Here is a 24,352-nt window from a genome sequence, read left to right as displayed (position 1 = left end):
AGACGCATGCTGACCCTCGTCCTGGTGGTGATCCTGGCTGCGCTCGTCTTCGAGTTCATCAACGGTTTTCACGACACCGCCAACTCGATCGCCACGGTGGTGGCCACCAAGGTGCTGTCGCCGGCCCAGGCGGTGGCGCTGGCGGCGATATTCAACCTGATAGGCGCGCTCACCGGCACCGCGGTGGCGGCCACGATCGCCAAGGGCATCATCAATACCGACGTGGTCGACGCCAGCTCGCAGGTGATCCTGTGCGCGCTGCTCGGCGGCATCATCTGGAACCTGATCACCTGGTGGAAGGGCCTGCCTTCCTCGTCCTCGCATGCTTTGATTGGTGGCCTGTGCGGCGCGGCGCTGGCGGCGGCGCACAACAACTGGGACGCCTTGATCTGGTCGGAAACAGTAGGCAACTGGGCCAAGAACAAGGGCCTGTTGTGGAAGGTGTTCCTGCCGATGGTGACCTCGCCGATCGCCGGCTTCCTGCTCGGCGTGGTGGTCATGATGCTGCTGTGGGCGCTGATTGCGGCGTTGTCGCGGACGAGTGGTTGGCTGCACCGGCTGTCGCGGCCGCACTTCGTCAACAAGTTCTTCGGCAAGGCGCAGATCATTTCCGCGGCCTACATGGGCTATGCGCACGGCCACAACGATGCGCAGAAAACCATGGGCATCATCGCCCTGACCCTGTTTGGCGCCCAGGCCTCCGGCACGCTCGACAACCTGCCGGCCTGGCTGGCGTTCCTGCATCCGGCCAGCGGCAATGAAACCGACATCGCCATGTGGATCGTACTGACCTGCGCCGTGGTGATGGCGCTGGGCACGGCCTCGGGTGGCTGGAAGATCATCAAGACTCTCGGCCACAAGATGGTCAAGCTGCACCCCATCAACGGCTTTGCCGCCGAGACCAGCTCGGCGACGATCCTGACCGTGGCGGCGCATTTCGGTATGCCGGTGTCGACCACGCACAGCATTTCCACCGCGATCATGGGCGTGGGTTTCGCCAAGAATCCGCGCGCGCTGAAACTCAGCGTGGTTGAGCGCATCGTGTGGGCGTGGATCCTGACCATTCCCGCGGCCGGCGGCATTGCTTACGGTCTGCTGCGCCTTCTAGAAATGATGGGCTGGGCGTGACCGAAGCAGCCAGCCCCCTAAGTTAGGGGGCGATTCGCGCCGAAGGCGCGAATGGGGTGTGGAAGCGCGCTGAGGGGCCCGAAGTTTGCGTGCAAACTTTGGGTGTAGTTTGAGCGGCGCTCAAACTACAGTAGATCGCCTTCTGCGGAGAGCGCCCGCTCCATGCGGTCGCCCAGGCCACCGATTTCCAGAATCAGGCGATCCACTTCGGCTTGGGTGAGGCCATCGTAGGGCCGGTTCTCGCACAGCTGCAGGTAGGGAACGCCGTCGAGTTCACCGATGGCCAGGTAGCCGACGCTGCTGTGCCAGTTGAAGCCCAGCGCACGGCGCGCATCGACGCCGGTGATGGGCGCGATGACCGTGCTCACCCGCAGGTAGCCGCGCTCGTCGTCGTTGCCCAGTTCGGACAGGAAGATGGCCTGGTGGCGGTTGCCATTGTCCAGCGAGAGCTCCACGCAGGCCACGAACGGCTCTTGCACGGAAACGCGATAGCCCGAGGTGGTCAGGTGGCTGCGGATTTGTTCGAAGTTCTTCATGGCGATGTCCGGATTCCTTGCCGGTCTATGGTAGCCGGTTGCAGGCCGGGGGTAGTCAGCGGAGGCGGGCAGGGCCCACACTTTGGCCATCCCACGGGGCCATGCATGAGCGAACCCAACGCCGAGACACGCATCCTGCACGCCATCCGCGCGATCCCGCGCGGACAGGTCGCCGGCTATGGCGAAGTCGCGCGCCGTGCCGGCCTGCCCGGCCGCGCCCGCCTGGTGGCGCGCATCCTCGGCCAGAACGAAGACCCCGACCTGCCCTGGCACCGCGTGCTGCGATCGGACGGACGCATCGCCTTCCCGGAAGGTTCACGCGGCTGGCGCGAGCAAAGCCAGCGCCTGCGCGCCGAGGGCGTGCGGGTGGAAAAAGGACGTGTGCGCGGGCTGAAGGCCGCGCGTGATCTCGATGAAGTGTTGTGGGGCCCTTCGCGCTGAGGCCTTATCATGGCCGCGTACGCCGAACCGGAACCGCTGCATGCTGCCTCAAATCCTGCCCATGACCCGCGCGCTCATCATCGCCAACTGCGTGGTGTTCCTGCTGGGAATGGTGATCAGCCCCGTGGCGCAGGCGCCGTTCGCGCTGTGGCCGATTCCGCTCAACATCGCCGAGCCGACTTATTCGTTCCTGCCCTGGCAGCTGCTCACGGCCGGTTTCATGCACGGCTCGTTCCTGCACCTGGCGTTCAACATGCTGGCGCTGTGGATGTTCGGTTCCGCGCTGGAAGCAGTGTGGGGCGAGCGTCGCTTCCTCACCTACTTCCTGGTCTGCGTGGTCGGCGGCAACCTGTGCCAGCTGGCGCTGGTCACCTGGATGGGCCTGGACATTCCCACCGTGGGTGCGTCCGGCGGCGTGTATGGCTTGCTGCTGGGCTTCGGCATGCTGTTCCCCAACCAGCGCATGATCATCTTTCCGATTCCGATGGAAATCCGCGCACGCACGCTGGTGATCATCTACGGCGCGCTAGCGGTGTTCTACGCGGTCACCGGCTCGCAGGCCGGCGTGGCGCATCTGGCGCACTTGGGTGGCATGATCTTCGGCTACCTGTTGATTCGCTATTGGCGTGGACAACCGCCGTTCGGCAAGCGGCGTCCGCCGCCGCCGCGGATGCGCATCGTCAAGTAAGCACGACAGGAAAAAAAACGGCGGGCCAGGCCCGCCGTTTTTCATTTCAGTGCATGGCCGGTGATCAGCGCCAGATGCGCACCTGCTCCGCTTCACTGCGCTGCATCGGCTGGCCCGGCTTGCAGGTGTAGGTGGCGGCGAACGCCGGCAGGTTGGCCAGCGGGGCGTTGGTACGCCACACGCCCGGGGCATGCACGTCGCTGGCGGCGCGCTGCGCGGCGTCGGCTTCGCCGAACTTCTGCGCCCACAGCTGCGCCCAGGCCTGGAAGAACGCCTGCTTCGACGCCGTGCCCGCCTGCGGTTGCGCGTTCTGGTAGGCATCCCACGCCAGTTCGACGCCGGCCAGATCGGCGGTGGATTCGTCGGCCACCAACTTGCCGTTGACCTTGACGTTCTTCAGTTCCGGGTAGTTGTAGCCATCGAATTGTGAGGCGACCTTGCCGGTCAGGCCCGTCCACGCGGCCAGATCGGCCGGCGACCACCAGTCGCGGATCTGGCCCTTGGCATCGACCATGCGGCCGCGGTTGTCGAAGCCGCGGTTGAGTTCGCGACCGACCAGCGCACCATAGGCGCCATACACGCCAGCGGGGTCGCGGCTGGCGTCGTACACCGGCGCCTGCAATACCGCGGCGGTGACGATCAGACGGTTCTGCGCCAGGTCATAGGCCAGCGCCGGTTGCTGCGGCAGCACGTCCCAGCGGCGATCCGCATTGCCCTTGCCGATGCGCTTCATCTCTTCGCGATGGCGCCAGGTGGAAGCAATCAGGATGTTGCCGCCAAAACTGCCACGGCCCATCGGCTGCACGCTGTAGTCGATGTCGCGATGCGGCGTACCGACTTCGATCTTCAGCTTTTCCAGCTTGTCCTTGGCTTCGCTCTTGGCCTGCGCGCTGAGCCAGCTGCTGGCTTCGAGGCGGCGCTCCAGCGCATCGCGCACCTGTGCGGCGATGGCTTCGGCCTGGCTGTCGGTGGCTTGCGGCAGGTAACGGGCGGCGTATTCCTTGCCCAGCATCGGGCCGGCCGCCAGGTTGATGGCGTCCAGCACTTCCTGCCAGCGCGGCGGCGGCGTGCTCTGACCGCGCATCACCCGGCCGCGGAATTCGAACTCGGCATCGCGGAACGACTTGGCCAGATGCGGCGCCATGGCATCACCCACGCGCCAGCGCAGGTAAGCCTTCCACTGGTCCGGCTTGAGGCTGGCGATCAAGGCATCGATCTGGCGGAACAGTTCCGCATCGGCCATCGACACCGTGTCATCGTTCACGCCCTGCGCCTTGAGGAAGGCATCCAGCTGCAGGTTCTTGTACTGCTTGCCCAGCTCCTTGGTGGCGACCGGCGCGTAGTTGGTCAGCGGATTGCGCAGATCCACCAGCGGCTTGGACACGCGCGCCAGGCGGGTTTCCAGATCAATCACCGCCTGTGCATCGGCATCCAGCTTGTCCTTGGCCGAACCGGTCAGGGCCAGGATCTGCTTCACGTAGGCGCGATAGCGGGTCATCACCTGCTGCGTGTCGGCATCGCTGCGGGTGTAGTAGGCGGGGTCGGGCAGGCCCAGGCCGCCCTGCATGAAGTAGCCGATGTGGCGATCCAGCGCGCGCAGATCCACATCCGGGCTGAAATTGAAGGCCACCGGAATACCCACCTGGTGTAGCGCGGCGATTGCCGGTGCGACTTCCTTGGGTTTGCGGATGGCGTTGATGCGATCCAGCAGCGGGGCGATGGGACGCGCGCCGTCGGCTTCCACGGCGGCTTCATCCAGGCCGCTGGCCCAGAAATCGCCGAGCAGTTTCTGCACGTTGCCTTGCGGTGACTGCATCGCGGCCTGCAGCAGGTCGCGCTGCTGTTGCTGGCTGCGCTCGCGCAGCTGGCCCAACGCGCTGCCGGCGGTATTGGCCTTGAGCCAGTCGGCATTGGCCGAGGCATAGAAGTCACTGCACTGCGCGCTCACCGCCGGGGCCTTGGCCTTCTTCTTGGCGGCGTCGGCATGGGTGCTGCCCAGCGCGGCGACCAGGGCAAAGGCGAGCAGGGAGGGTTTGCCAAGCGCGCGGAGTGAGGACATCGGGGCTTCCGGGTATTGAGGTCGGGCGGATTCTAGCAAGCGCGGCATGAAGTCCCTGAACGCGCCGCACAGTTCGGCTGTCGCCACGTGCAAAGCAGGAAGGCCCGGGTTTCCCCGGGCCTTCCTTTGCTTCATTGCGAGCCGTGGATTACCAGATCACGACCTGCTTGTCGCCATCACGCACCATCGCATCGCCCGCCTTGCACTTGAACGCAGCGGCGAAGGCCGGCAGGTTGGACGGCGCGCCAATCGCGCGGAAATCGGCCAGTGCGTGCTCGTCGGTCTGCAGGCGCTTGTCGATTTCCTTGGCCGTCATGTTGCGGCGCCACACCGTGGCCCAGCCGGCGAAGAAGCGCTGGTCGCGGCTCAGGCCGTCAATCATCGGGTCCGGCGTGTTGGCGGTGGCCTTCTTCATGGCGTCATAGGCGGTGGCCAGGCCACCCAGGTCGGCGATGTTCTCGCCCAGCGTGTGGTTGCCGTTGACCGGCTTGCCGTCGGCGGTGCGGTAGCCGTCGAACTGCGCCACCAGCTTGCCGGTGCGCGACTTGAAGCCGTCGGCGTCGGCCTGGGTCCACCAGTTTTCCATGTTGCCGGTCGGTCCGAAGCGCGAACCCTGGTCGTCGTAGCCGTGGGTCATCTCGTGGCCGATGACCGCGCCGATGCCGCCGTAGTTCACCGCATCGTCCGCGTTGGGATCAAAGAACGGCGGCTGCAGGATGGCGGCCGGGAAGGTCAGCTGGTTGGCCAGCGGGTTGTAGGAGGCGTTGACCGTCTGCGGGCGCATGCCCCATTCGGTCTTGTCCACCGGCTGGCCAATCTTGCTGATGTCCCACTTGTAGTTGAACTCGCGCGCGGCCAGCACGTTGCCGATGTAGCTGTCGCGGCTGGTGGTCAGGCCGGTCCATTCACGCCACTTGTCCGGGTAGCCGACGCGCGGCTGGAAGGCGGCCCACTTCTCGATGGCCTTCTTCTTGGTGTCGGCGCTCATCCAGGCCAGGTTTTCGATGCGCAGCTTGAGCGAATCGCTCAGGTTCTTGATCAGCGCTTCCATCTTCTGCTTGGACTCGGCCGGGAAGGCCACCTTGACGTACATCTGGCCCAGCGCTTCGCCGACCTGATCATCGACGGTGTCGAGCACGCGCTTGCCGCGCTCGCGCAGTTCCTTCTTGCCGCTCAGTTCCTTGCCGTAGAAGTTGAAGTTCTCGTCGACGAAGGCATCGGACAGATACGGCGAGGCGTCATCCACCAGGTGGAAACGCAGGTAGGACTTCCACTGCTCCACCGGCACGTCGGCCAGCATCTTGCTGACTTCGGCGTGGTAGGCCGGCACTGACAGCGAGAATTTTTCCGGGGCCTTGACGCCCTGCGATTCGAACAGCTTGGAGAACGGGAAGTTCGGCGACAGCTTGTCGGCATCGGCCACGGTGACCGGGTTGTAGTACAGGCCCACATCGCGCGAGAACTCTTCCGAGGACTTGGAGACCTTGGCCAGGCGGGTTTCGAACGCCAGCACGTCCTTGGCCTGCTTGGCCGCATCGGCGGCCGGCACGCCGGACAGTTCCAGCACCTTGGCGATGTGCGCCACATAGGCTTCGCGAATGGCCTTGTAATCGGGCTTGCTGTAGTACGGCACGTCCGGCAGGCCCAGGCCGCCCTGGCCGGTGGCGGCGATGTTGATGTCGGACTGCTTGAAGTCCGGCATCGAACCGATGCCAATCAGGAAGCCATTACCCTTGGCCGCGGACTTGCGCAGGAACTCGGCCACGGACGGGCCATCGGTCAGCGCATCGATTTCACCCAGGTAAGGCTTGAGCGGCTCGACGCCCTGCTGGTTGATCTTGTCGGTATCCATGCCGGTGGCCCAGAAATCGCCGACCAACTTCTCGACGCCCGTACCGGTGTGCGCGGCGGCCTGCTCGGCCAACTGGCGCTGCACGGCAGTGGAACGCTCGTCGAGCATTTCGAACGCGCCCCAGCTGCTGCGGTCTCCCGGGATCGGGTTGGCCGCCAGCCACTTGCTGTTGATGTAGCCACCGAAATCGGTGCAGGCGCCCTTGCTGTCGTCGAGATCGGCGAGCTGGAAGCGGTTGACCGGCGGCAGCTTGCTTTCGTCCAGCGTGAGCTTCAGCTCGGCCGCGGCGGGCGTGGCCTGGGCGGCGGCGTCAGGCGAGGCGGCATCGTTGGGTTTGGAGCAGCCTGCCAGCGCGGCGGTGACGGCCAATGACAGGAGAAGAAGCTGCGGTTTGCGAAAGGTCACGAAGGTACTCCGGCCCGCAAGGGCGATGGGTTCAAGGGCGTCCGGCGTGGACGTGCGGCGGACTTTACTCCTTGCCCCGACGGGCAGGGGGTGTCGAAGGTCATGTGCCCGGCGGGAACAAGTCTTCTTCACAAGGCCGGCAAATCAGCCGGCGGCGTGGCCTGCGCTGCGATTGCGTCCCGCCTGTTTGGCCTGGAACAGGGCGGCATCGGCGCGTTCGAACAAGTCGGTCGCTGCCAGTTCGTCGCTGGCTGCCGCAGTGTGCATGCCGATGCAGGCGGTGAAGGCCGGTGCTTCGGCATTGCGCTCGCCGCGTGCGGCCAGGTTGGCCAGGTCCACATGGATGGTGGTGGCGATGGTCGCCGCCGCCTGCGCCGAGGTTTCCGGCAGCAGCACGGCGAATTCGTCGGCGTTCAAACGGGCGATGACATCGCGTGGACGTCGCGCACGCCCGCGCAGCACGCGTGCAAGCAGGCGCAACACCGCGTCGCCCGCACCGGCGCCGTGGCTGTCATTGAGTTGGCGGAACTGATCGATGTCCAGCAACAGCAGCGACAGCGGCAGCTGGCTGCGCTGGGCGCTGCGCAGTTCCTGTTCCAGTGCGCTGTTGAACTTGCCGCGATTGGCCAGCCCCGTCAGTGCATCGGTCTGGGCCGCATGGCGGGTGCGGCGGATGTAGCTGTACAGCCAGATGGAGGCGCCCACCGCCAGCACCAGCAGGCTGGCCGACACCGGAAACCACAGGCGACCGAACTGCAGCAGCGCGAACGAAAGCAGCAGAGTCACCGCCATCATCACAAGCGCCGGTCGCCACAGCGGTCGCATGCCCGGCAGGCTGCACAGCAACAGCGGCGCCGCCACCAGGACAATCGACAGCAACAGTTGCGCGCCCAGCGACATCGGCGTGACCGCCTTGTCCTGCAGCAGCATGTTGAGCACGTTGGCCTCGTACTGCACGCCACTGAGTGCATGCACGGCGCTGCGGTTGGGCACGCGAACCGGTTCGCCCATGCCCAGCGCCGTGGTCCCCACCAGGATCCAGCGGTCTCTCAGCTGGTCGGCAGACACCCGGCCATTGATCACATCGGTGTAGGAGACCTGCGAGAAGCCGGTGACAGGTCGCGCGAAGGGAATCAGCACGCGGTAGTCGCGCACCCATTGCTGGGGTGAGCTGGACGGCACCTGCTCGACCCGTTCGCCGGGCAGGGCCACGTTGACGTCCACGGCCTGATCCAGCTGACTGAGCGCCAGCGACAGGCTCGGCCAGCGCGGCGAACCCTGGCCCGCGCGCAGGAACGTGCTGCGCACCGCGCCATCGGCATCGGCGGCCACATCCACATGGCCCAACGAAGCCGCCGAGGCCGAGAACTCCGGAATCGGCAACAGTTCGACCGGCGGGCCGTTCAACTGGGTCGGCTCGGCCAGCACCGGCAGGACGACGCGGCCATTGCGGCTCATCGCGCGCGCGAGCAGAGCATCGCCTTCGGGATCGAACAGCGCCGGTTCGGACAGCAACAAGTCCAGACCAATACCGCGCACGCCGATGCGGCCCAGCTCATCGACCAGGCGTGCATGGGTGCGCCGTGACCACGGCCAGCGGCCCAGTTCGGCCAGGCTCTTGTCATCGATCGCCACCACGACGATGCGCGGATCCGGTTGGTGCGAGGTGGCCGAGCTCAGCCGGTCATACATCCAGGCGTCCGCGCGCCGGGTCAGTCCCAGCAGGATCAGGCACGACACCAGCGCGGCCGCGCCGATGGCGATCAGCAGGCGGTTGCGCGTAGTGGGGACAGCCAGGCTCGACGTCATAGGCTCAGCAGGCGGACGTGGTGATTGAAATGGCATTACCTGGCGGTCCCATCTTCCCCTGGGCACCGACATTGCCCACCCGCCCATAGTACGCGCCGGGGGCGGAAACTCGTGGAACCGTGAATACGGACGGCGGCCACGGCCCGCGCAATCCGACGCCGGCGCCGCGGTCGCCGGTTATGCTCTGGGCAACGTGCATGGTCATGGCCATGCCGACCTGCCTTGCTTTTGCCCGGACTCCTGTCGTGCCCAAACCTGTCGCCCCGCGCTGCCTTTCCTGCCATTCCGCGTTCCAGTATAGCCAGCCCCATGACCGGGCCATGTCCGCGACCGGATCGCGTGCGGATCATCGTCATGGCTGAGGCGACCCGCGACGTGGTGTTGCTCGGTGGTGGCCACAATGGCCTGGTCTGCGCCACCTACCTGGCCAAGGCCGGCCTGAAGGTGACGGTGCTGGAGCGGCGCCCGGTGCTGGGCGGCGCTGCGGTCACCGAAGAATTCCACCCGGGCTTCCGCAACTCGGTGGCGTCTTACACGGTATCGCTGCTGCAACCGAAGGTCATCGCGGATCTGGATCTGCATGCCCATGGCTTGCGCATCGTGCAACGCCGCCGCAACAACTTCCTGCCACTGCCCGATGGCCAGTATCTGCTGACCGGCGAGGGCCAGACCCAGGCCCAGGTGGCCAAGTTCTCCGGGCGTGATGCCGAACGCCTGCCGGCTTACGAGGCGCGCCTGGATGCGATTGCCGACGTGTTGCGCGCGCTGGCGCTGGAACCGCCGCCCAACCTGACTGATGGCGGCTGGTGGAAGGCGTTGCCGGAACTGCTGCGCGCCGGCCGCTTGGGCAAGCGCCTGCATGCGCTGGATGAAACCCTGCGCCAGGAGTTGCTGGATCTGTTCACCATTTCGGCGGCCGAGTATCTGGATCGCTGGTTCGAAAGCGCGCCAATCAAGGCGCTGTTCGGCTTCGACGGCGTGGTCGGCAACTACGCCAGCCCGTACACGCCCGGTTCGGCGTATGTCTTGCTGCATCACGTCTTTGGCGAAGTGAACGGAGTCAAGGGTGCGTGGGGGCATGCAATCGGAGGCATGGGCGCGATCACCCAGGCCATGGCAAGTGCGGCGCGCGCGGCGGGGGTGGAACTGCGCACCGACGCCGCCGTGCGGGAAGTGCTGGTGGAAAAGGGACGCGCGGTCGGGGTGATCACCGAAGCGGGCGAAACCCTACGCGCACGCGCGGTCGTCGCCAACGTCAATCCCAAGCTGCTTTATCAGCGCTTGATGCGCCCGCAGGACGTGCCCGCCGCCACCCGCGAGCGGATGGACAACTGGCGCTGTGGTTCCGGCACGTTCCGCATGAATGTGGCGCTGTCACGGTTGCCGGACTTCAGTGCCTTGCCGGGCGAAGGTGATCACCTGACCGCCGGGATCATCATGGCGCCGAGTCTGGACTACATGGATCAGGCTTACCGCGACGCACTGGCGAACGGCTGGTCGCGCCAGCCGATAGTCGAGATGCTGATTCCGTCCACCCTGGATGATTCGCTGGCGCCGGCGGGCCAGCACGTGGCCAGCCTGTTCTGCCAACACGTCGCGCCCACGCTGCCTGATGGCCGCAGTTGGGACGACCACCGCGAGGAAGTCGCCGATCTGATGATCGCCACGGTGGAGCGCTTCGCACCGGGCTTTGCCGATTCCGTGCTGGGACGGCAGGTGCTGAGTCCGCTGGATCTGGAGCGCATCTTCGGCCTGGTCGGCGGCGACATCTTCCATGGCGCGCTCTCGCTCAACCAGCTTTTCAGTGCGCGCCCGATGCTGGGGCAAGCCGATTATCGCGGCGCCATTCCGGGCCTGTACCTGTGCGGATCCGGCACCCATCCGGGTGGCGGGGTGACCGGCGCGCCCGGTCACAACGCCTCACGCACGATCCTCGCCGACCTGCGCTGATTCAGCGCTGGCGGAATGCCTCGGCGATCGCGCTGGCGGTCGCATACGGCTCGGGATCGTTGCGGTTGCTCAGCAACAGCACGGTCAGCCGTTCCTTCGGAAAGCGCAGGATGACATTGCGGAAGCCGATGCTCTCGCCCGAATGCCACAAGGTGTCGCCGTCGATGCGCCAGCCGAAACCATAAAAGGGCACATGCGGTTCGTCGGTACGGGTGGCCGGGCTGAAAGCCAGCTTGAGCGACTCGGCCTTCAGCAGCCGCTCGTCATACAGCGCGGCATCCCAGCGCGCCAGGTCATCGAGGGACGAATAGATTCCGCCATCACCCAGCACGGCGCTGGTGGAACTCTGATCCGTGCGCTGCCAACGGCCATCGGTTTCGCTGTAGCCATAGGCGCGGTTGACCACGCTGCTGCGGCCTTCCTCCAGCGCAACGGTGTTGTTCATGCCCAACGGCAGGAAGATCCGCTGGCGCAGGAAGCTGGCGAAATCCTGGCCCGAGGCCTTGCCCACGATCAGCGCCAACAACGCATAGCCGCTGTTGCTGTAGCGATACGACGACCCCGGCGCGAAGTAGGTGCGATCCTGGCCTTCCAGCAGATGCAGCACATCGATGTCATGCAACTGCTCGCTTTGATCGGCGGGCATCACCTCTTCGTAGTCGATCAGGCCGGAAGTGTGGCTCAGCAGATGGCGCAGGGTGATGCGGTCAGCCGCCGACGGCAATGACGGCAGCCAGCGTTTGACGGGATCCTCCAGGCGCAGTTTGCCGTCTTCGGCCAGCAACAGGATGCTGGCAGCAGTGAACTGTTTGCTGATCGAGGCCAGGCGGAAATTGCTCTGCGGAGTGACGGCAATCGCATCCTCCAGATTGGCCAGGCCAAAGCCGCGCGATACCACCGGCTGGCCGTCCTGCAGCACCAGCAGCGCAGCGCCCGGCACGCGACCTTCATAGCGCTGCATCTGCTGGGCGATGACGGCCGCTTGCGCGGCGCTGGGTTCGGCGGCCAGGCCAGCGGAGGCGGGCAGGCAAAGACTGATGAAGAAGACGGAAAAAGCGGACCACCTGCGCGACAGCATCATCAAACACCCCCCAGCGTCGTGGAAGCCGGAGCATACCGGCAAAGTGCCGGGCTGGCTTCAGTCCGCCGCCGCTTCCTGCCGCAGCTGGCGCTCGCGGGCTTCGCCCAGGTAGCGACGAATCAGGTGGCGCATGAGGTACAGCAGCGGAATCAGGGCCACGGCCGCCAGCATCTTGTAGGCGTAGTTGACCGAGCTGACTGCCAGGAACAGCGAGGTGGGCCACTTCTGCGGACCCAGTACAAACGCAATCCAGATCACCACGAAACTGTCCACCAGCTGCGAGATGGCGGTGGAACCGGTGGCGCGTAGCCAGACGTGGCGTTCGCCGGTGGCCTGGCGTATCCGGTAGAAGACCGCGACGTCAATCAACTGGCCAATCAGGAAGGCGATGATGGAGCCGACGATGGACCACATGCCCTGGCCAAAGATGGCCGCGAAGGCGGCCTGGTAATCCGGTACGCCCTGGGCCTGCGCCGCCGTGATCCACCATTGCGCCGGCGCCGTGGCGATGGCGAGAAAGGCGAACACAAAACCAAAGACAATCAGCGCGACCGCCAGCCACGAAATGAAACGCACGCCGTGTCGGCCAAAGAACTCATTGACCGTGTCGGTGAGGATGAAGACAAACGGCCAGAGCAGCGTGCCGACGGTGAAGTTGAGCGAGCCATTCTGACCGAAGAGATTCCACTCCCAGGGCGCCAGCCCCAGCGTGTCTTCCAGCGCGAAAATCTTGACCCCGATGAACTCCGCCAGCACCGCGTTGACACAAAAGAATGCGGCCAATCCGATGAAGAGCCGTACCGCGCGATCGTCGAGGGTACGGCCGTTGGTCATGGGCTAGTGCGCCAGTGAGCGTTCGGTGGGAGGGGCGTGGGTCAGTGGCATCGTAACAGGACGTTCCGAGGCGGACGACGGAGCCAGGCGCTGGTCCAGATTGCGGGACAGAAAGGTACCCAAGGTGACCACGCCCAGGAACAAGGCCAGCACGGTGGTGAGCATCCAGGCGCGGTTTTCTTTTTGGCCGCGCTCGAACTCGGTCTTGATATCACCCAGGGAATGGGCCAATGAGGCTCGCAGCGATTCCAGGTCAGCCTTGGTGGCCAACATGGGCAAGACGGCTTCGAGTTTGGTGAGGCGCGTATCCATGTTTCCCTCGTTGGCGGCATCGCCGCCTTTGCTGCTGTTCGTGGCGCTCGCGCGCCGTGCAATGCGGGGCGTCCCAGGGCCCGCATGGTAGTTGGGTGTAGCCATCGTCTACTCCTTGTGACGCGGCTCAACCTACAGAACATTCCAGATGTGAGGGAAGAGGAAACTTGAACGCTTCGGGAATCTTCTCGCGTCGCGTTGCTTACTTGTCTGCCGTGCGCGTAAACGGCATCGACGCGGGTGACACAGCGCCCCCGGAGATGATGAAACTCATCGCCTGATCCACGCTCCAGTCGGTCGGCGTGAGCAGTTCCACCGGCACGATTTCCAGATAACCCGAGGTGGGATTGGGCGTGGTGGGCACATACACCGCGGCCAGTTCGCGGCCGGTGCCTTCTTCCAGGATCACGCGCGTGACCAAGCCCACGGACTTCATGTCGCGGTGGGGGAAATCAATCAACACCACGCGCTGGGTGCTGCCCGGTTTGGTCTGCAGGATATCCAGCAACTGGCGCGCGCTGTTGTAAATGGTGCTGGCGAGCGGAATGCGCTGGATCAGGATCTCGAACCAGCGCAGCAGTTGTTGTCCGATCACGCGGCGCGCCAGCCAGCCTACCGCCAGGATCGCCAGCAGCGTGGCGATCAAGGCAAACGTGTTCTGCACCCACGCGGCATTGAACCAACCCAGCGCCTGCGGAAAGGAAGCGGCGATCTGGTGCGAGGCCGGACCCACGAACGGCTTGCTGATGTCGGACAACAGCACGAAGACGAACTTCACCACCACCCAGGTCAACCAGATGGGCAGCAGGGTCAGCAGACCGGTCAGGAACAGGCGTTGCAGCGAGGGGCGGGGGGCTTCGGGGGGCATGCCACTATTGTAGGGTCGATTACCCTTTTGCGTGCGATTGACTGCAGCAAGCACGGTCGCCGCTCAAGGCCGGTTCGCCCTCACGCCTGCCCGGCGCGGCGCGCGCGCGGCTTGAGCCGAACGTAGATCTGTTTGCGTACGCGCGCCACCACTTCGCCTTGGGCGTCGATCACATCCACCGGTAGCCAATGCAGATGCTTTTCGCCGTTGGCGGTGGCTTGGCGCAACGCATCGAGCAGGTCTTCCTGCACGCGGAATTCCGCGCTGACCCGGCCCTGGCCGGGTTTGACGAACTCGATCTCGCCGGCCTTGTCCCAGACGAAGTAGTCGCCGCCCAGGCTTTCCTTGAGCAGGATCATCCAGAACGGATCGGTCATCGAAAACAGGTTGCCGCCGAAATGCGTGCCCACGTAGTTGCGATTCCACGGGCGCATGCGCAGTTCGACGCGTGCGTGGCGCCAGTCGGCGCTCATGTGGGTGACGTGGATGCCGCTGGCCAGGAAGGGCGGCCAGAGATTGAAGATGTGGCGAAGAACAGAAGCCTTCATGCGGCGACGGCGGACCTTCGGGGGAAGGTCCGCAGGCTACCATACCTGTCGGTATGGAGAAGCTTCAGAACAGCAGGGACGACATCTTGCGGCGATAGTGCCCGACCAGATCTTCGTCCTCGATCACGCGGAAGGCGTCGATCAGCGATTTCTTCGCCAGCCCGTCCTGATAGGCACGGTCGCGGCGCAGGATTTCCAGGAACTGGGCCAGCGCGGCTTCGTCTTCGCCGGCAATCAGGTGATGCACGCCGCGCAGGTGGCGTGCACGCAGATCGCCGGCATCGGCGGCGATGGCGGCTTCCAGCACTTCCTGCGGCGGAGCGTCGGCCAACGCTGCGACAAAGCCCAGGCGCGCGCGGGCGCGCACGGCGCGATCATCGGTGGCCAGGTTGGCGGGCAGGGCGTCGAGCAGGGCTTCGGCTTCCTTGGCGCCGCCCACTTTCAGCAGCGCCAACGCCAGATCCAGCTTCAATTCTTCCTTGTCGGGTTCAAGTTCCACCGCCTTGCGCGCGGCGATGACCGCGGAATGCGGATCGACCACCGCTGCCGGCGCGGCCTCGGCTTCCACGGCTTGCGCGGGCTCGATGCCGTGCTGCTTCAGAAACTCGCGCAACTGGCCTTCCGGCAATGCGCCGGGAAAGCCGTCGACCAGCTGGCCACCCTTGACCAGGAACACGGTCGGCACCGAGCGGATCTGGAACGCCGCCGCGATCTGCTGTTCCTTGTCCACGTCGACCTTGGCCAGTTGGAACGCGCCGTTGTACTCGCCGGCCAGCTTTTCCAGGATGGGACCCAGCGTCTTGCAGGGGCCGCACCACGTGGCCCAGAAATCCACCAGCACCGGCACGTCCAGCGATTTCTGCAGGACGTCGGCTTCAAAGGTCTCGGTGGTGGCATCGAACACGTGGGGCATCTGGCTCATGGGATTCCTGGAAGGTCAGCTGGCTGGAAGATGGTGCCGACGCGGCAGGATACAAGCCAATGTAATGTTTACTTGACATTCCCCGGGGTCGCTGATGTAAGGTAAATGTTACATCGACCCAGTGGACCGCCCATCATGAAACGCGTGCCCGTGCGCCCGATTGCCTTGTTGTTCGCGGCCGCCGCTGCCCTGTGGCTGATGATTGCCGGCAGCGGCCAACTACTGGGTTTCGACCTGGGGCAGGTGGGGGCGGTGGCGTTGATCAGCGTGGCCTGGATTTCGTTGTACCAACTGGGCCATGGCCGCAGTGGCGATCTGGATGAGGCGGTGTCGCCGGGCGAATGGCGGGCCTGGATCGGCCTGTTCTTCATGCTCGCGGCAGTCATCTATTTCTTCGCCAAGTTGCCGTTGTTCGACAGTGACAACATCGATGCGCGGGTGGTGGTGCGCAATCTGGTCACGCTCGGAATCGCCTGGGCGGTAGTGGGGCAGGTACTGGCGTCGCGCTGGCAGGACAAGGTGCAGGAGGACGAACGCGACCGCGAAATCCTGCAGCGTGCCAGTGCGTGGGGCCGCGGCGCGCTGGTGTTCCTGGTCATTGCGCTGGCGCTGACGCTGGGCTTTTCCCCGCAGGATCGCCTGATATGGGCCACGCCGTTCTTCCTGGCCAACCTGCTGATCTTCGGCCTGATGCTGGGCTGGCTGGTGGAATATGCCGCCATCGCCGGGCAGTACTGGCGCGACCGGCAATGACCGGCACGCCCATTGCCAATGACATCCGTCGTTTGCGCCAGCAGCAGGGCGACATGACCCAGCAGGCGCTGGCCGATGCCTGCGGCGTGACCCGACAAACTATCATTGCGCTGGAAGCAGGGCGCTATGCGCCCTCGCTTGAACTGGCGTTCCGCATCGCGCGGGCGTTCAACCTGGGCGTTGAAGAGGTGTTCCGTTGGCCGGAATGAGTACGTGGGTGTTGCGCCATACGGCGTTGTTGGGCGCGCTGATCTTCACCGTGGCGGTGCTCGCGTTTGCCGCGATGTGGCCGGGTTACTCGCATCTGCACTTTCCCTTTGACGCGCTCGGCGCGCGCGAGGTGCCGCAGGCCAACGCCTTCAACCTGCTCGGCTTGATGTGGCCGGGCCTGATGGCGGCGATGGCGATGATGCAATTGCGCCAGCGCCTGCCCGCGCAGGCGGGCTGGCCGCTGCGCATCGGCGCGCAGCTGGTGCTGCTGTCCTGCCTGGGCTTCGTGGCCATGGGCCTGTTGCCGATGGACCCCACCGATCTGCATAACCGCGCCAGCAGCTGGCACGCCACGGCCTGGATGCTGTGGTGGGTGGCGTTCTGCCCGGGTGCCTGGTTGCTGGCCTGGGGCCTGCGCGGTCAGCTGGCATGGCGGGGACTGGCCCGGGTTTCGGTGTGGGCGCCGCTGTTGTTGTTGCTGCTGGTGATGGTGGGCGTGGCGTTGCTGCCGGCGGGCCTGGCGCAGCGGCTGTCGCTGGCCGTGTGGTGGGGCTGGTTGATCCTGGCCGGGCGCAGTGGCTGGAACGCCGTGGCGGGGCGCGTTTCCTCGCAATAACTCTCACGCCGGGCGGGCCACCGAGGTGTGGCGCGCGCGGGCGACAGCCGACGGAAGTGGAGTGGCCTGCTGCGCTGCGGTACCCTTGTGCGCTTTGCCGTCGCCTCATTCTGATTGGTCATGTCCGCCGAAACCGCCGTCTACGATCCCCAGTCCGTCGAATCCGCCGCCCAGGCCTACTGGGAGTCCCGTCGGGCCTTCGAGGTCAACGAGCAATCGGACAAGCCCAAGTTCTACTGCCTGTCGATGCTGCCGTATCCGTCCGGTGCGCTGCACATGGGCCATGTGCGCAACTACACCATCGGCGATGTGATCAGCCGCTACAAGCGCATGACCGGCCACAACGTGCTGCAGCCGATGGGCTGGGATGCCTTCGGCCTGCCGGCCGAGAACGCCGCGATCAAGAACAAGACCGCGCCGGCCAAGTGGACCTACGCCAACATCGATCACATGCGCAGCCAGCTCAAGTCGCTGGGCTATGCGATCGACTGGTCGCGCGAGTTCGCCACCTGCCGGCCGGATTACTACGTGCACGAGCAGCGCATGTTCACCCGCCTGCTGCGCAAGGGCCTGGCCTACCGCAAGAACTCGGTGGTGAACTGGGATCCGGTGGACCAGACCGTGCTGGCCAACGAGCAGGTGATCGACGGCCGTGGCTGGCGCTCCGGCGCGCTGGTGGAAAAGCGCGAGATCCCGCAATGGTTCCTGCGCATTACCGACTATGCGCAGGAACTGCTGGACGGGCTGGACGAACTGCCGGGCTGGCCCGAATCAGTCAAGACCATGCAGCGCAACTGGATTGGCCGTTCCGAAGGCCTGGAAATCCAGTTCGCGGTGGACGCCGGCCATGAGCCGCTGACGGTGTTCACCACCCGTCCGGACACGCTGATGGGCGTGACCTTCCTGTCGATCGCCGGCGAACATCCGCTGGCGCAGAAGGCGGCGGCGATCAATCCGGCGCTGGCCGACTTCCTGGCCCTGCTCAAGCAAGGTGGCGTGTCCGAAGCCGAACTGGAAACCCAGGAAAAGCGCGGCATGGACACCGGCCTGCGCGCCGTGCATCCGATCACCGGCGAGAAGCTGCCGGTGTGGGTCGCCAACTTCGTGCTGATGGGCTACGGCACCGGTGCGGTGATGGCCGTGCCTGGCCATGACCAGCGCGACTTCGAATTCGCCAACAAGTACGCGCTGCCGGTGCGCCAAGTGATTGCGCTGAAGGCGCCGAAGAACGACGAGGAAAAATCCTACGACGCCAGCACCTGGCGCGACTGGTACGGCGACAAGAGCCGCGATGATCTGGAGCTGGTCAACTCCGGCGAATTCGACGGCCTGGATTACCAGGGTGCCTTTGAAGCACTGGCCGAACGATTCGAGCGCCAGGGCCGTGGCCAGCGTCGGGTCAACTATCGCCTGCGCGACTGGGGCGTCTCGCGCCAGCGCTACTGGGGTTGCCCGATTCCAGTGATCTACTGCGACAAGTGTGGCGCGGTGCCGGTGCCGGACGCGCAATTGCCGGTGGTGTTGCCGGAAGACGTGACCCTGGACGGCGTGAAGTCGCCGATCAAGGCCAACCCGGAATGGCGCAAGACCACCTGCCCGGATTGCGGCGGTGCGGCCGAGCGCGAGACTGACACTTTCGACACCTTCATGGAGTCGAGCTGGTACTACGCGCGCTATACCTCGCCGGGTGCGCGCGAGATGGTCGACAAGCGCGGCAACTACTGGCTTCCGGTGGATCAGTACATCGGCGGCATCGAACACGCGATCCTGCACCTGATGTACTTCCGCTTCTATCACAAGCTCCTGCGTGACGCGCGGATGGTGGACAGCGACGAGCCGGCCACCAACCTGCTGACCCAGGGCATGGTGATCGCCGAGACCTTCTATCGCGACAACAGCGATGGCTCCAAGGACTGGATCAATCCGGCCGATGTCGACGTGCAGCGCGATGAGCGTGGTCGCATCACCGGCGCCAGCCTGCGCGCCGATGGCCAGCCGGTGCATATCGGCGCGGTCGAGAAGATGTCCAAGTCCAAGAACAATGGCGTGGATCCGCAGGCGATGGTCGACAAGTTCGGCGCCGACACCGTGCGCCTGTTCTCGATGTTTGCCGCGCCGCCGGAACAGTCGCTGGAGTGGAACGAAGCCGGCGTGGAAGGCATGGCGCGGTTCCTGCGCCGGCTGTGGACGCAGGTGCAGAAGCACGTCGCCGACGGCGCCGCGCCTGCGCTGGACGTGGCCGCGCTGGACGCCAACCAGAAGGCGCTGCGCCGCAAGACCCACGAAACCATCGACAAGGTGGGCAACGACTACGGCAAGCGCCACAGTTTCAACACCGCCATTGCCGCGGTGATGGAGCTGTCCAACGCCTTGGGCAAGTTCGACGACGCCAGCGCGCAGGGCCGTGCGGTGCGGCAGGAAGCGCTGGCCGCGGCGGCGCTGCTGCTCAACCCGATCACCCCGCACAGCAGCCATGCGTTGTGGCAACTGCTGGGCCACGCCGAGACGCTGATTGAGGACGTGCCGTTCCCGCAGGCCGACCCGGCCGCGCTGGTGCGCGACTCGGTGGTGCTGGCGGTGCAGGTCAACGGCAAGCTGCGCGGCACGATCGAAGTGGCCGCCGATGCACCCAAGGATCTGATCGAAGCGCTGGCCAAGGCCGAACCCAACACTGCCAAGTTCATGGAAGGCATGACGATCCGCAAGGTCATCATCGTCCCGGGCAAGATCGTCAACCTGGTCGCCGGCTGAGTGGCGCGTCGCCGCACAGCGTTCACCTGCAGTCGCGTTACGCTATTGCCGGCCCTGTCGGCCTCGTCCAGACTTCGTCCATGACCCGAATCCGCCTGTTTGCCGCCGCCGCGCTGATCCTCTCCCTGGCCGGTTGCGGCTTCCACCTGCGCAACCAGATCGCCCTGCCGGAAGGGCTGGGCCCGGTGCTGGTGGTGTCCAACGTGCGCTACAGCCAGCTGACCCAGCCGGTCGAGCGCGGCCTGCAGAGTTCGGGCGCGCAGATCGCCCCGGAAGGCAGCAAGGACGTGGCCACGCTGCGCATCGTGTCCGAACGCTGGGGCGATCAGCCCATCGCCATCGACGAGCTGGGTCGTGCGCAGGAATACAGCCTGCGCTATGCGGCGATCTTCGTCTTCCAGACGGCCGATGGTACGGTCCTGGTGCCGCAGCAGGTGGTCGAACTGTCGCGCGATTACGTGTCGCCGCCGCAGAACGCCACCGGCACCAGCACCGAGCGCGAAATCCTGGCCGATGAACTGCGCCGCGAAATGGCCGCGTCCATCCTGCGTCGCATCGATGGCGTATTGCGTACTCGTTCGCTGGTGGTGCCGCCCGTGGCCGAGCCAGCCGATGGCGCCGTGCCGCTCGAAGGCAGCGCGCCTGCCGACGTTCCGCCGCCGGCCGATGCCGCAACGCCGGAGCCAGCTGCAACGCCGGTGGAAAGGAGCACGCCGGTCGAACCGACGACGCCTGCTGATGGAACTTAAGCCGGAAGCGCTGGCCTCGCGCAGCGGTGAGCCGCTGCGGCCGGTGTACCTGATCGCCGGACCGGAAACGCTGCGCGTGCTGGAAGCCGCCGACGCGGTGCGCCAGCAGGCGCGCGCGCAGGGCATCGGCGAGCGCGAGGTATTCGACGCCGACGGCCGCGATTTCGACTGGCACCAGCTCGACGCCAGCTTCAATGCGCCCAGCTTGTTCAGCGCACAGCGCCTGATCGAAGTGCGCCTGCCGTCTGGCAAGCCGGGCAAGGACGGCGCCGAGGTCATCAGTCGTTTCTGCGCCAATCCGCCGGCCGATGTCGTGTTGCTGATCACCGCCGGCGAGTGGAGCAAGGCGCACCACGGCAAGTGGGCCGACGCCATTGCGCAGGCCGGGGTGATCGCCGTGGCCTGGGCCGTCAAGCCGCATGAGCTGCCGGGCTGGATTGAGAGCCGGCTGCGCACCCGTGGTGTGCGCGCCGAACGCGATGCCGTGCAGGCGCTGGCCGAACGCGTGGATGGCAACCTGCTGGCGGCGGCGCAGGAAATCGACAAGCTCGCCCTGCTGGCCGAAGGCCAGACGCTCACCGCCGCGCAGATGGAATCGCTGGTGGCCGACGCGGCGCGTTACGACGTGTTTCGCCTGACCGACGCGATGCTGGCCGGGCAGGGGCCGCAGGTCTCGCGCATGCTGGCCGGACTGCGCGCCGAAGGCGACGTGGTGGCCGGGCTGATGCCGATGATCGTCAAGGAACTGCTGCGTACTGCCGCGCTGGCGCGGGTGCAGGCGCAAGGCGGCAACCTGGCCGCTGAAATGAAGGCGCAGGGCATCTGGGATTCCAAGCAGGCGCCCTTCAAGCGCGCGCTGCAGCGGCATGCCTCGGCGCAGCGCTGGGAGCGTTTCGTGGTCGAAGCCTCGCGCATCGACCGCATCGCCAAGGGGCGCGCCGCCGGCGATGCCTGGGTTGCGCTGGAGCGCCTGTTGCTGGCGATTGCCGAAGCGCGTGCGGTACGCCTGCTCGTGGCCTGAGCGCATGCTCAACCTGTATTACGGCGGCACCTTCGACCCGGTCCACAACGGCCATCTGGCCATCGCCCGCGCGGCCCGCGATGAACTGGATGCGCCGGTGCGCCTGATGCCCGCCGCCGATCCCCCGCATCGCCCGCCGCCTGGCGCCAACGCCGGGCAACGCGCGCGGATGCTGGAACTGGCGGTGGCAGGCCAGCCGGGCCTGCAGGTGGACAGGCGTGAACTGGAGCGCGCGCAGCGCCAGCCACACGCGCGTTCCTACAGCGTGGATACGCTTCACGAATTGCGTGGCGAACTCGGCGCCGACGCGCCGATCGCGCTGCTGGTCGGGGCCGACAGCCTGGTGTCGCTGCCCACCTGGAAGGCCTGGCGCAGATTGTTCACGCTGGCCCATTTCGTGGTGGCGGAGCGCCCCGGCAGCCCGCTGGATGGCGCGCTGGCGAGCGAGCTGGGCATCGAGCTGCGGGATCGCTGGGTCGACCACCCCGAGGTGCTGGCCGCAACGCCCGCCGGCCGCGTCTATCGCCTGCACCAGCCGCTGCAGCCCGAATCGGCCAGCGACCTGCGCCAGCGCATCGCCACCGGCCAGCCCTGGCGGGACTTGCTGCCTGCGGCCGTGGCCGCCTACATAGCGGACGAACGGCTGTACTTCACGACGGGTCGCCCGGACGCTTGGGTATAATCCCAGCCCGTCTTCACTCCCGTAACGAAGCCTTTGTCCAGCCAAGCGCACGTCATCAAGACCCGCCTCCCCAGCCCGCCGCCGTCGGTCCCGGAATTGCTCAAGACCGTGCATGCGGCCGTGGAGGAGCTCAAAGCCAAGGAAGTTGTCGAAATCGATGTGCGCGGAAAATCCAGCGTGGCCGATTTCATGGTCATCGCCTCCGGCACTTCCACCCGCCACGTCAAGTCGATTGCCGATGAAGTGGTGAAGTTCGCCAAGAAGCTCGATGTCATGCCGCTGGGTGTGGAAGGCGAGCGCGAGGCCGAATGGGTGCTGGTCGACCTGGGCGACGTCATCGTCCACGTCATGCTGCCGCGCGTACGCGAGTTCTATGCGCTGGAGCGACTGTGGACGGTCGGCGATCAGCCGCCGGAGCACGATGAGCTGCCGGCCGGCGCCAACGATCGGCGTTGAGCTTTCGTCAGTTCGCGACAAGACAACGGCGCCCGCAGGCGCCGTTGTTGTTTTCGCGGGCGCAACGCTCAGAGCGGGCCGCGTTCCCACGGACCGTTGATGGCGACCGTGATGCCCGGCGTCTGGATGTTGACGAACAAGGTGCGTGACAGCGGATCCCAGCAGGCGCCACAGAACTCGCTGTCGCGATAGTCGCCTTCTTCGACCTGCTTGCCGGCGTTGGCTATCTGGGTCGAGGTCAGCTGGATGTTGTTCTTGCATAGATGGAACGATTCGCCGGCGCGGGTGAGCCCAATCAGGCGTGCGCCCGGCCCGTAGTCGTCCGGACTTTCGCCGCCGTCCTCGCACAACACCACGCCGCCGCGCGCGCTGACCGTGATGTTGTCGGGGTTGTGTGCGGCCAGCTGGTGGCCGCTGACGAACAGGGCCTGCAAGGACTGCTGGAACAGATCCAGCACCCACACCGCGCCGTTGCCGCGCCCCTTGCGTCCCTGCGCATCGACGCCCGTGCTGGTGTCGACGATGAACATCTTGCCGTAGCTGTACCAGATGCCTTCACCGCGGCTCATCCGCAGCGCGCCGTCGCTCCAGGCCTGGGCGAACGGACCGCTGAGGGTTTCTCCCGCGCTGATGTCGGGAAAGCCCGTTGGCGCGACGATGCCATCCAGATCCGGATACTCGATGTCCACCCAGTCCAGCCGATAGCGATCGCCGATGGCCGCCACGGTCAGATCCGCATTGCGCCGGCCGCGTACGCGCGCGGCCTGCAGGCGACCACCGTGTTCGAGTGAACCATTGCGGCCGCGTCGATCGTTGGGAACGAAGCGATACAGCCCCGACTTGTTGCGGTCGTCCTCGGTCAGGTAAACGATGCCGCTGCGCGGATCCACGGCCACGGCTTCATGGCTGAAGCGACCGAGCCCGGTCAGCGGTCGCCCGGTGGTGCGCTGGCTTTGCGGATCGACCTCGAACACGTAGCCATGCCGATGGCCCGTGCTGGAGCGCAGATCGGTCTTGATCTCCTCGCAACTGAGCCAGGTGCCCCACGGCGTCGGACCGCCTGCGCAATTGACCAGGGTGCCGCCCAGGCTGGGTTCCAGCGCGCCCCAGTCGCCACCCAGGCGGTAGCTCAGCGTGGTGGTGCCACCGCCGGCCTGGTTGACCCCATCCACCAAGCCGGTGTCGTACATGCCGGGCGCGCGGATGCTCGCGGCGGCGCCGCGTTCGTGATTGCGGATCAGCACGTATTCCAGCCCGAACGGCCGGCCGCGACGGCGCGCCTGGCGCACGCCGACCACCGCCATGCCATCGTGGCGATCCGGACAGGGCTGGCCATCGTCCATGCGATCGCCGCTCCAGCCAAACGAGCGATAGCTGAAGCCCTTCGGCAATTGCAGCAGTGGCAAGCCGGTACTGCGATCCGCCACCGGCGCCAACGGTCCATAGCGACTGGGCACTGGCGCCAGCCGGACCGGTGGGTGCGACGCGTGCGCGGCCAGGGCCTGGCGCGATTGCAGGGCGCCCAGGCTGCCGATGGCGCCTACCGCCATGGCGGCGGCGCTACCTTTCAGGACGTGGCGGCGGGCAGGATCGAAAACCTTCATCAGGCGACTCCATCTGGCGGGGGAGTCTCGACCCTAGGCAAGCCAGGTAACGCCGGGATGACAACCACATGACCCGG

The 24,352-nt window shown here is 66.0% G+C and carries 23 protein-coding genes; 12 read left to right on the top strand and 11 right to left on the bottom strand.

Annotated features, from left to right (window positions below; all coding sequences use genetic code 11):
• Positions 1-6 precede the first annotated feature (6 nt).
• Complete coding sequence (locus B5X78_RS03190) at positions 7-1,128, top strand: inorganic phosphate transporter (protein WP_079723019.1); 1,122 nt, start codon at positions 7-9, stop codon at positions 1,126-1,128.
• Between the two features lie 125 nt (positions 1,129-1,253).
• On the opposite strand, the gene B5X78_RS03185 is transcribed toward B5X78_RS03190, so the two are convergent.
• Entirely contained in the window at positions 1,254-1,664 is a 411-nt protein-coding gene (locus B5X78_RS03185) for a hypothetical protein (RefSeq protein ID WP_079723018.1), read from the bottom strand.
• 105 nt (positions 1,665-1,769) lie between these two features.
• Between B5X78_RS03185 and B5X78_RS03180 the strand changes: the two genes are divergently transcribed.
• Positions 1,770-2,105, top strand: a complete 336-nt coding sequence (locus B5X78_RS03180; RefSeq protein ID WP_079723017.1) for an MGMT family protein — start codon at positions 1,770-1,772, stop codon at positions 2,103-2,105.
• Between the two features lie 40 nt (positions 2,106-2,145).
• Positions 2,146-2,793 carry a rhomboid family intramembrane serine protease gene (locus B5X78_RS03175; protein ID WP_079723016.1) on the top strand — a complete coding sequence of 216 codons (648 nt, stop codon included), beginning with the start codon at positions 2,146-2,148 and terminating at the stop codon, positions 2,791-2,793.
• Positions 2,794-2,857: 64 nt separating this feature from the next.
• Here B5X78_RS03175 and B5X78_RS03170 read toward each other — a convergent pair whose 3' ends face one another.
• From B5X78_RS03170 to B5X78_RS03160, 3 genes are all read right to left on the bottom strand, one after another.
• On the bottom strand, positions 2,858-4,852 hold the full coding sequence (locus B5X78_RS03170) for a M13 family metallopeptidase (protein WP_079723015.1): 1,995 nt from the start codon (positions 4,850-4,852) through the stop codon (positions 2,858-2,860).
• A gap of 148 nt (positions 4,853-5,000) precedes the next feature.
• On the bottom strand, positions 5,001-7,109 hold the full coding sequence (locus B5X78_RS03165; protein WP_079723014.1) for a M13 family metallopeptidase: 2,109 nt from the start codon (positions 7,107-7,109) through the stop codon (positions 5,001-5,003).
• 144 nt (positions 7,110-7,253) lie between these two features.
• On the bottom strand, positions 7,254-8,918 hold the full coding sequence (locus B5X78_RS03160; RefSeq protein ID WP_176140764.1) for a CHASE2 domain-containing protein: 1,665 nt from the start codon (positions 8,916-8,918) through the stop codon (positions 7,254-7,256).
• 354 nt (positions 8,919-9,272) lie between these two features.
• On the opposite strand from B5X78_RS03160, the gene B5X78_RS03155 reads away from it, so the two are divergent.
• Entirely contained in the window at positions 9,273-10,868 is a 1,596-nt protein-coding gene (locus B5X78_RS03155) for a phytoene desaturase family protein (RefSeq protein ID WP_079724405.1), read from the top strand.
• Position 10,869: 1 nt separating this feature from the next.
• Here the strand turns inward: B5X78_RS03155 and B5X78_RS03150 are convergent, their stop codons facing one another.
• From B5X78_RS03150 to trxA, 6 genes are all read right to left on the bottom strand, one after another.
• Positions 10,870-11,949 (bottom strand): serine hydrolase domain-containing protein, encoded by a 1,080-nt coding sequence (locus tag B5X78_RS03150; RefSeq protein ID WP_079723012.1) that lies wholly within the window; start codon positions 11,947-11,949, stop codon positions 10,870-10,872.
• A 57-nt stretch (positions 11,950-12,006) separates the two neighbouring features.
• On the bottom strand, positions 12,007-12,783 hold the full coding sequence (locus tag B5X78_RS03145; protein WP_079723011.1) for a queuosine precursor transporter: 777 nt from the start codon (positions 12,781-12,783) through the stop codon (positions 12,007-12,009).
• A 3-nt stretch (positions 12,784-12,786) separates the two neighbouring features.
• A complete protein-coding gene (locus tag B5X78_RS03140) occupies positions 12,787-13,200 on the bottom strand; it encodes a hypothetical protein (protein WP_139381366.1) in 414 nt (137 codons plus the stop codon).
• Between the two features lie 97 nt (positions 13,201-13,297).
• The gene (locus B5X78_RS03135) at positions 13,298-13,963 is read right to left on the bottom strand and encodes a DUF502 domain-containing protein (protein WP_079723009.1); all 666 of its coding nucleotides are present in this window, start codon (positions 13,961-13,963) and stop codon (positions 13,298-13,300) included.
• 80 nt (positions 13,964-14,043) lie between these two features.
• On the bottom strand, positions 14,044-14,511 hold the full coding sequence (locus B5X78_RS03130) for a DUF4442 domain-containing protein (protein ID WP_079723008.1): 468 nt from the start codon (positions 14,509-14,511) through the stop codon (positions 14,044-14,046).
• Positions 14,512-14,575: 64 nt separating this feature from the next.
• Positions 14,576-15,433, bottom strand: a complete 858-nt coding sequence (gene trxA, locus B5X78_RS03125) for a thioredoxin (RefSeq protein ID WP_079723007.1) — start codon at positions 15,431-15,433, stop codon at positions 14,576-14,578.
• Between the two features lie 135 nt (positions 15,434-15,568).
• Here trxA and B5X78_RS03120 point away from each other — a divergent pair, with 135 nt between their 5' ends.
• From B5X78_RS03120 to rsfS, 8 genes are all read left to right on the top strand, one after another.
• Complete coding sequence (locus B5X78_RS03120) at positions 15,569-16,186, top strand: hypothetical protein (protein WP_079723006.1); 618 nt, start codon at positions 15,569-15,571, stop codon at positions 16,184-16,186.
• On the top strand, positions 16,183-16,395 hold the full coding sequence (locus tag B5X78_RS03115) for a helix-turn-helix transcriptional regulator (RefSeq protein ID WP_079723005.1): 213 nt from the start codon (positions 16,183-16,185) through the stop codon (positions 16,393-16,395). Before B5X78_RS03120 ends, B5X78_RS03115 begins: the two co-directional genes overlap by 4 nt.
• Positions 16,392-17,012, top strand: coding sequence for a DUF998 domain-containing protein (locus B5X78_RS03110; RefSeq protein WP_079723004.1), 621 nt, complete (start codon positions 16,392-16,394; stop codon positions 17,010-17,012). Before B5X78_RS03115 ends, B5X78_RS03110 begins: the two co-directional genes overlap by 4 nt.
• 120 nt (positions 17,013-17,132) lie before the next feature.
• A complete protein-coding gene (leuS, locus tag B5X78_RS03105) occupies positions 17,133-19,763 on the top strand; it encodes a leucine--tRNA ligase (RefSeq protein ID WP_079723003.1) in 2,631 nt (876 codons plus the stop codon).
• 80 nt (positions 19,764-19,843) lie between these two features.
• Positions 19,844-20,512 carry an LPS-assembly lipoprotein LptE gene (locus B5X78_RS03100; RefSeq protein ID WP_079723002.1) on the top strand — a complete coding sequence of 223 codons (669 nt, stop codon included), beginning with the start codon at positions 19,844-19,846 and terminating at the stop codon, positions 20,510-20,512.
• The gene (holA, locus tag B5X78_RS03095; RefSeq protein WP_079723001.1) at positions 20,502-21,533 is read left to right on the top strand and encodes a DNA polymerase III subunit delta; all 1,032 of its coding nucleotides are present in this window, start codon (positions 20,502-20,504) and stop codon (positions 21,531-21,533) included. Before B5X78_RS03100 ends, holA begins: the two co-directional genes overlap by 11 nt.
• Positions 21,534-21,537: 4 nt before the next feature.
• Entirely contained in the window at positions 21,538-22,215 is a 678-nt protein-coding gene (gene nadD, locus B5X78_RS03090) for a nicotinate-nucleotide adenylyltransferase (RefSeq protein ID WP_229731021.1), read from the top strand.
• Between the two features lie 33 nt (positions 22,216-22,248).
• Positions 22,249-22,671 (top strand): ribosome silencing factor, encoded by a 423-nt coding sequence (gene rsfS, locus B5X78_RS03085; protein WP_079722999.1) that lies wholly within the window; start codon positions 22,249-22,251, stop codon positions 22,669-22,671.
• A gap of 68 nt (positions 22,672-22,739) precedes the next feature.
• Here the strand turns inward: rsfS and B5X78_RS03080 are convergent, their stop codons facing one another.
• Positions 22,740-24,275: an alkaline phosphatase PhoX gene (locus B5X78_RS03080; protein WP_079722998.1), complete on the bottom strand. Its 1,536-nt coding sequence runs from the start codon at positions 24,273-24,275 to the stop codon at positions 22,740-22,742.
• Between the last annotated feature and the right edge of the window lie 77 nt (positions 24,276-24,352).

It is taken from the genome of Pseudoxanthomonas indica (assembly GCF_900167565.1).
Classification (GTDB): domain Bacteria; phylum Pseudomonadota; class Gammaproteobacteria; order Xanthomonadales; family Xanthomonadaceae; genus Pseudoxanthomonas_A; species Pseudoxanthomonas_A indica.
The sequence above is the reverse complement of the archived record's forward strand: the minus strand, read 5'-3'. Positions and strand labels throughout refer to the sequence as shown.

Bases quoted from the DNA above. Each gene is read 5' to 3' on its own strand.
- B5X78_RS03190 (WP_079723019.1), top strand. From the start codon at position 7: ATGCTGACCCTCGTCCTGGTGGTGATCCTGGCTGCGCTCGTCTTCGAG.
- B5X78_RS03185 (WP_079723018.1), bottom strand. From the start codon at position 1,664: ATGAAGAACTTCGAACAAATCCGCAGCCACCTGACCACCTCGGGCTAT.
- B5X78_RS03180 (WP_079723017.1), top strand. From the start codon at position 1,770: ATGAGCGAACCCAACGCCGAGACACGCATCCTGCACGCCATCCGCGCG.
- B5X78_RS03175 (WP_079723016.1), top strand. From the start codon at position 2,146: ATGCTGCCTCAAATCCTGCCCATGACCCGCGCGCTCATCATCGCCAAC.
- B5X78_RS03170 (WP_079723015.1), bottom strand. From the start codon at position 4,852: ATGTCCTCACTCCGCGCGCTTGGCAAACCCTCCCTGCTCGCCTTTGCC.
- B5X78_RS03160 (WP_176140764.1), bottom strand. From the start codon at position 8,918: ATGACGTCGAGCCTGGCTGTCCCCACTACGCGCAACCGCCTGCTGATC.
- B5X78_RS03155 (WP_079724405.1), top strand. From the start codon at position 9,273: ATGGCTGAGGCGACCCGCGACGTGGTGTTGCTCGGTGGTGGCCACAAT.
- B5X78_RS03150 (WP_079723012.1), bottom strand. From the start codon at position 11,949: ATGATGCTGTCGCGCAGGTGGTCCGCTTTTTCCGTCTTCTTCATCAGT.
- B5X78_RS03145 (WP_079723011.1), bottom strand. From the start codon at position 12,783: ATGACCAACGGCCGTACCCTCGACGATCGCGCGGTACGGCTCTTCATC.
- B5X78_RS03140 (WP_139381366.1), bottom strand. From the start codon at position 13,200: ATGGCTACACCCAACTACCATGCGGGCCCTGGGACGCCCCGCATTGCA.
- B5X78_RS03135 (WP_079723009.1), bottom strand. From the start codon at position 13,963: ATGCCCCCCGAAGCCCCCCGCCCCTCGCTGCAACGCCTGTTCCTGACC.
- B5X78_RS03130 (WP_079723008.1), bottom strand. From the start codon at position 14,511: ATGAAGGCTTCTGTTCTTCGCCACATCTTCAATCTCTGGCCGCCCTTC.
- trxA (WP_079723007.1), bottom strand. From the start codon at position 15,433: ATGAGCCAGATGCCCCACGTGTTCGATGCCACCACCGAGACCTTTGAA.
- B5X78_RS03120 (WP_079723006.1), top strand. From the start codon at position 15,569: ATGAAACGCGTGCCCGTGCGCCCGATTGCCTTGTTGTTCGCGGCCGCC.
- B5X78_RS03115 (WP_079723005.1), top strand. From the start codon at position 16,183: ATGACCGGCACGCCCATTGCCAATGACATCCGTCGTTTGCGCCAGCAG.
- B5X78_RS03110 (WP_079723004.1), top strand. From the start codon at position 16,392: ATGAGTACGTGGGTGTTGCGCCATACGGCGTTGTTGGGCGCGCTGATC.
- leuS (WP_079723003.1), top strand. From the start codon at position 17,133: ATGTCCGCCGAAACCGCCGTCTACGATCCCCAGTCCGTCGAATCCGCC.
- B5X78_RS03100 (WP_079723002.1), top strand. From the start codon at position 19,844: ATGACCCGAATCCGCCTGTTTGCCGCCGCCGCGCTGATCCTCTCCCTG.
- holA (WP_079723001.1), top strand. From the start codon at position 20,502: ATGGAACTTAAGCCGGAAGCGCTGGCCTCGCGCAGCGGTGAGCCGCTG.
- nadD (WP_229731021.1), top strand. From the start codon at position 21,538: ATGCTCAACCTGTATTACGGCGGCACCTTCGACCCGGTCCACAACGGC.
- B5X78_RS03080 (WP_079722998.1), bottom strand. From the start codon at position 24,275: ATGAAGGTTTTCGATCCTGCCCGCCGCCACGTCCTGAAAGGTAGCGCC.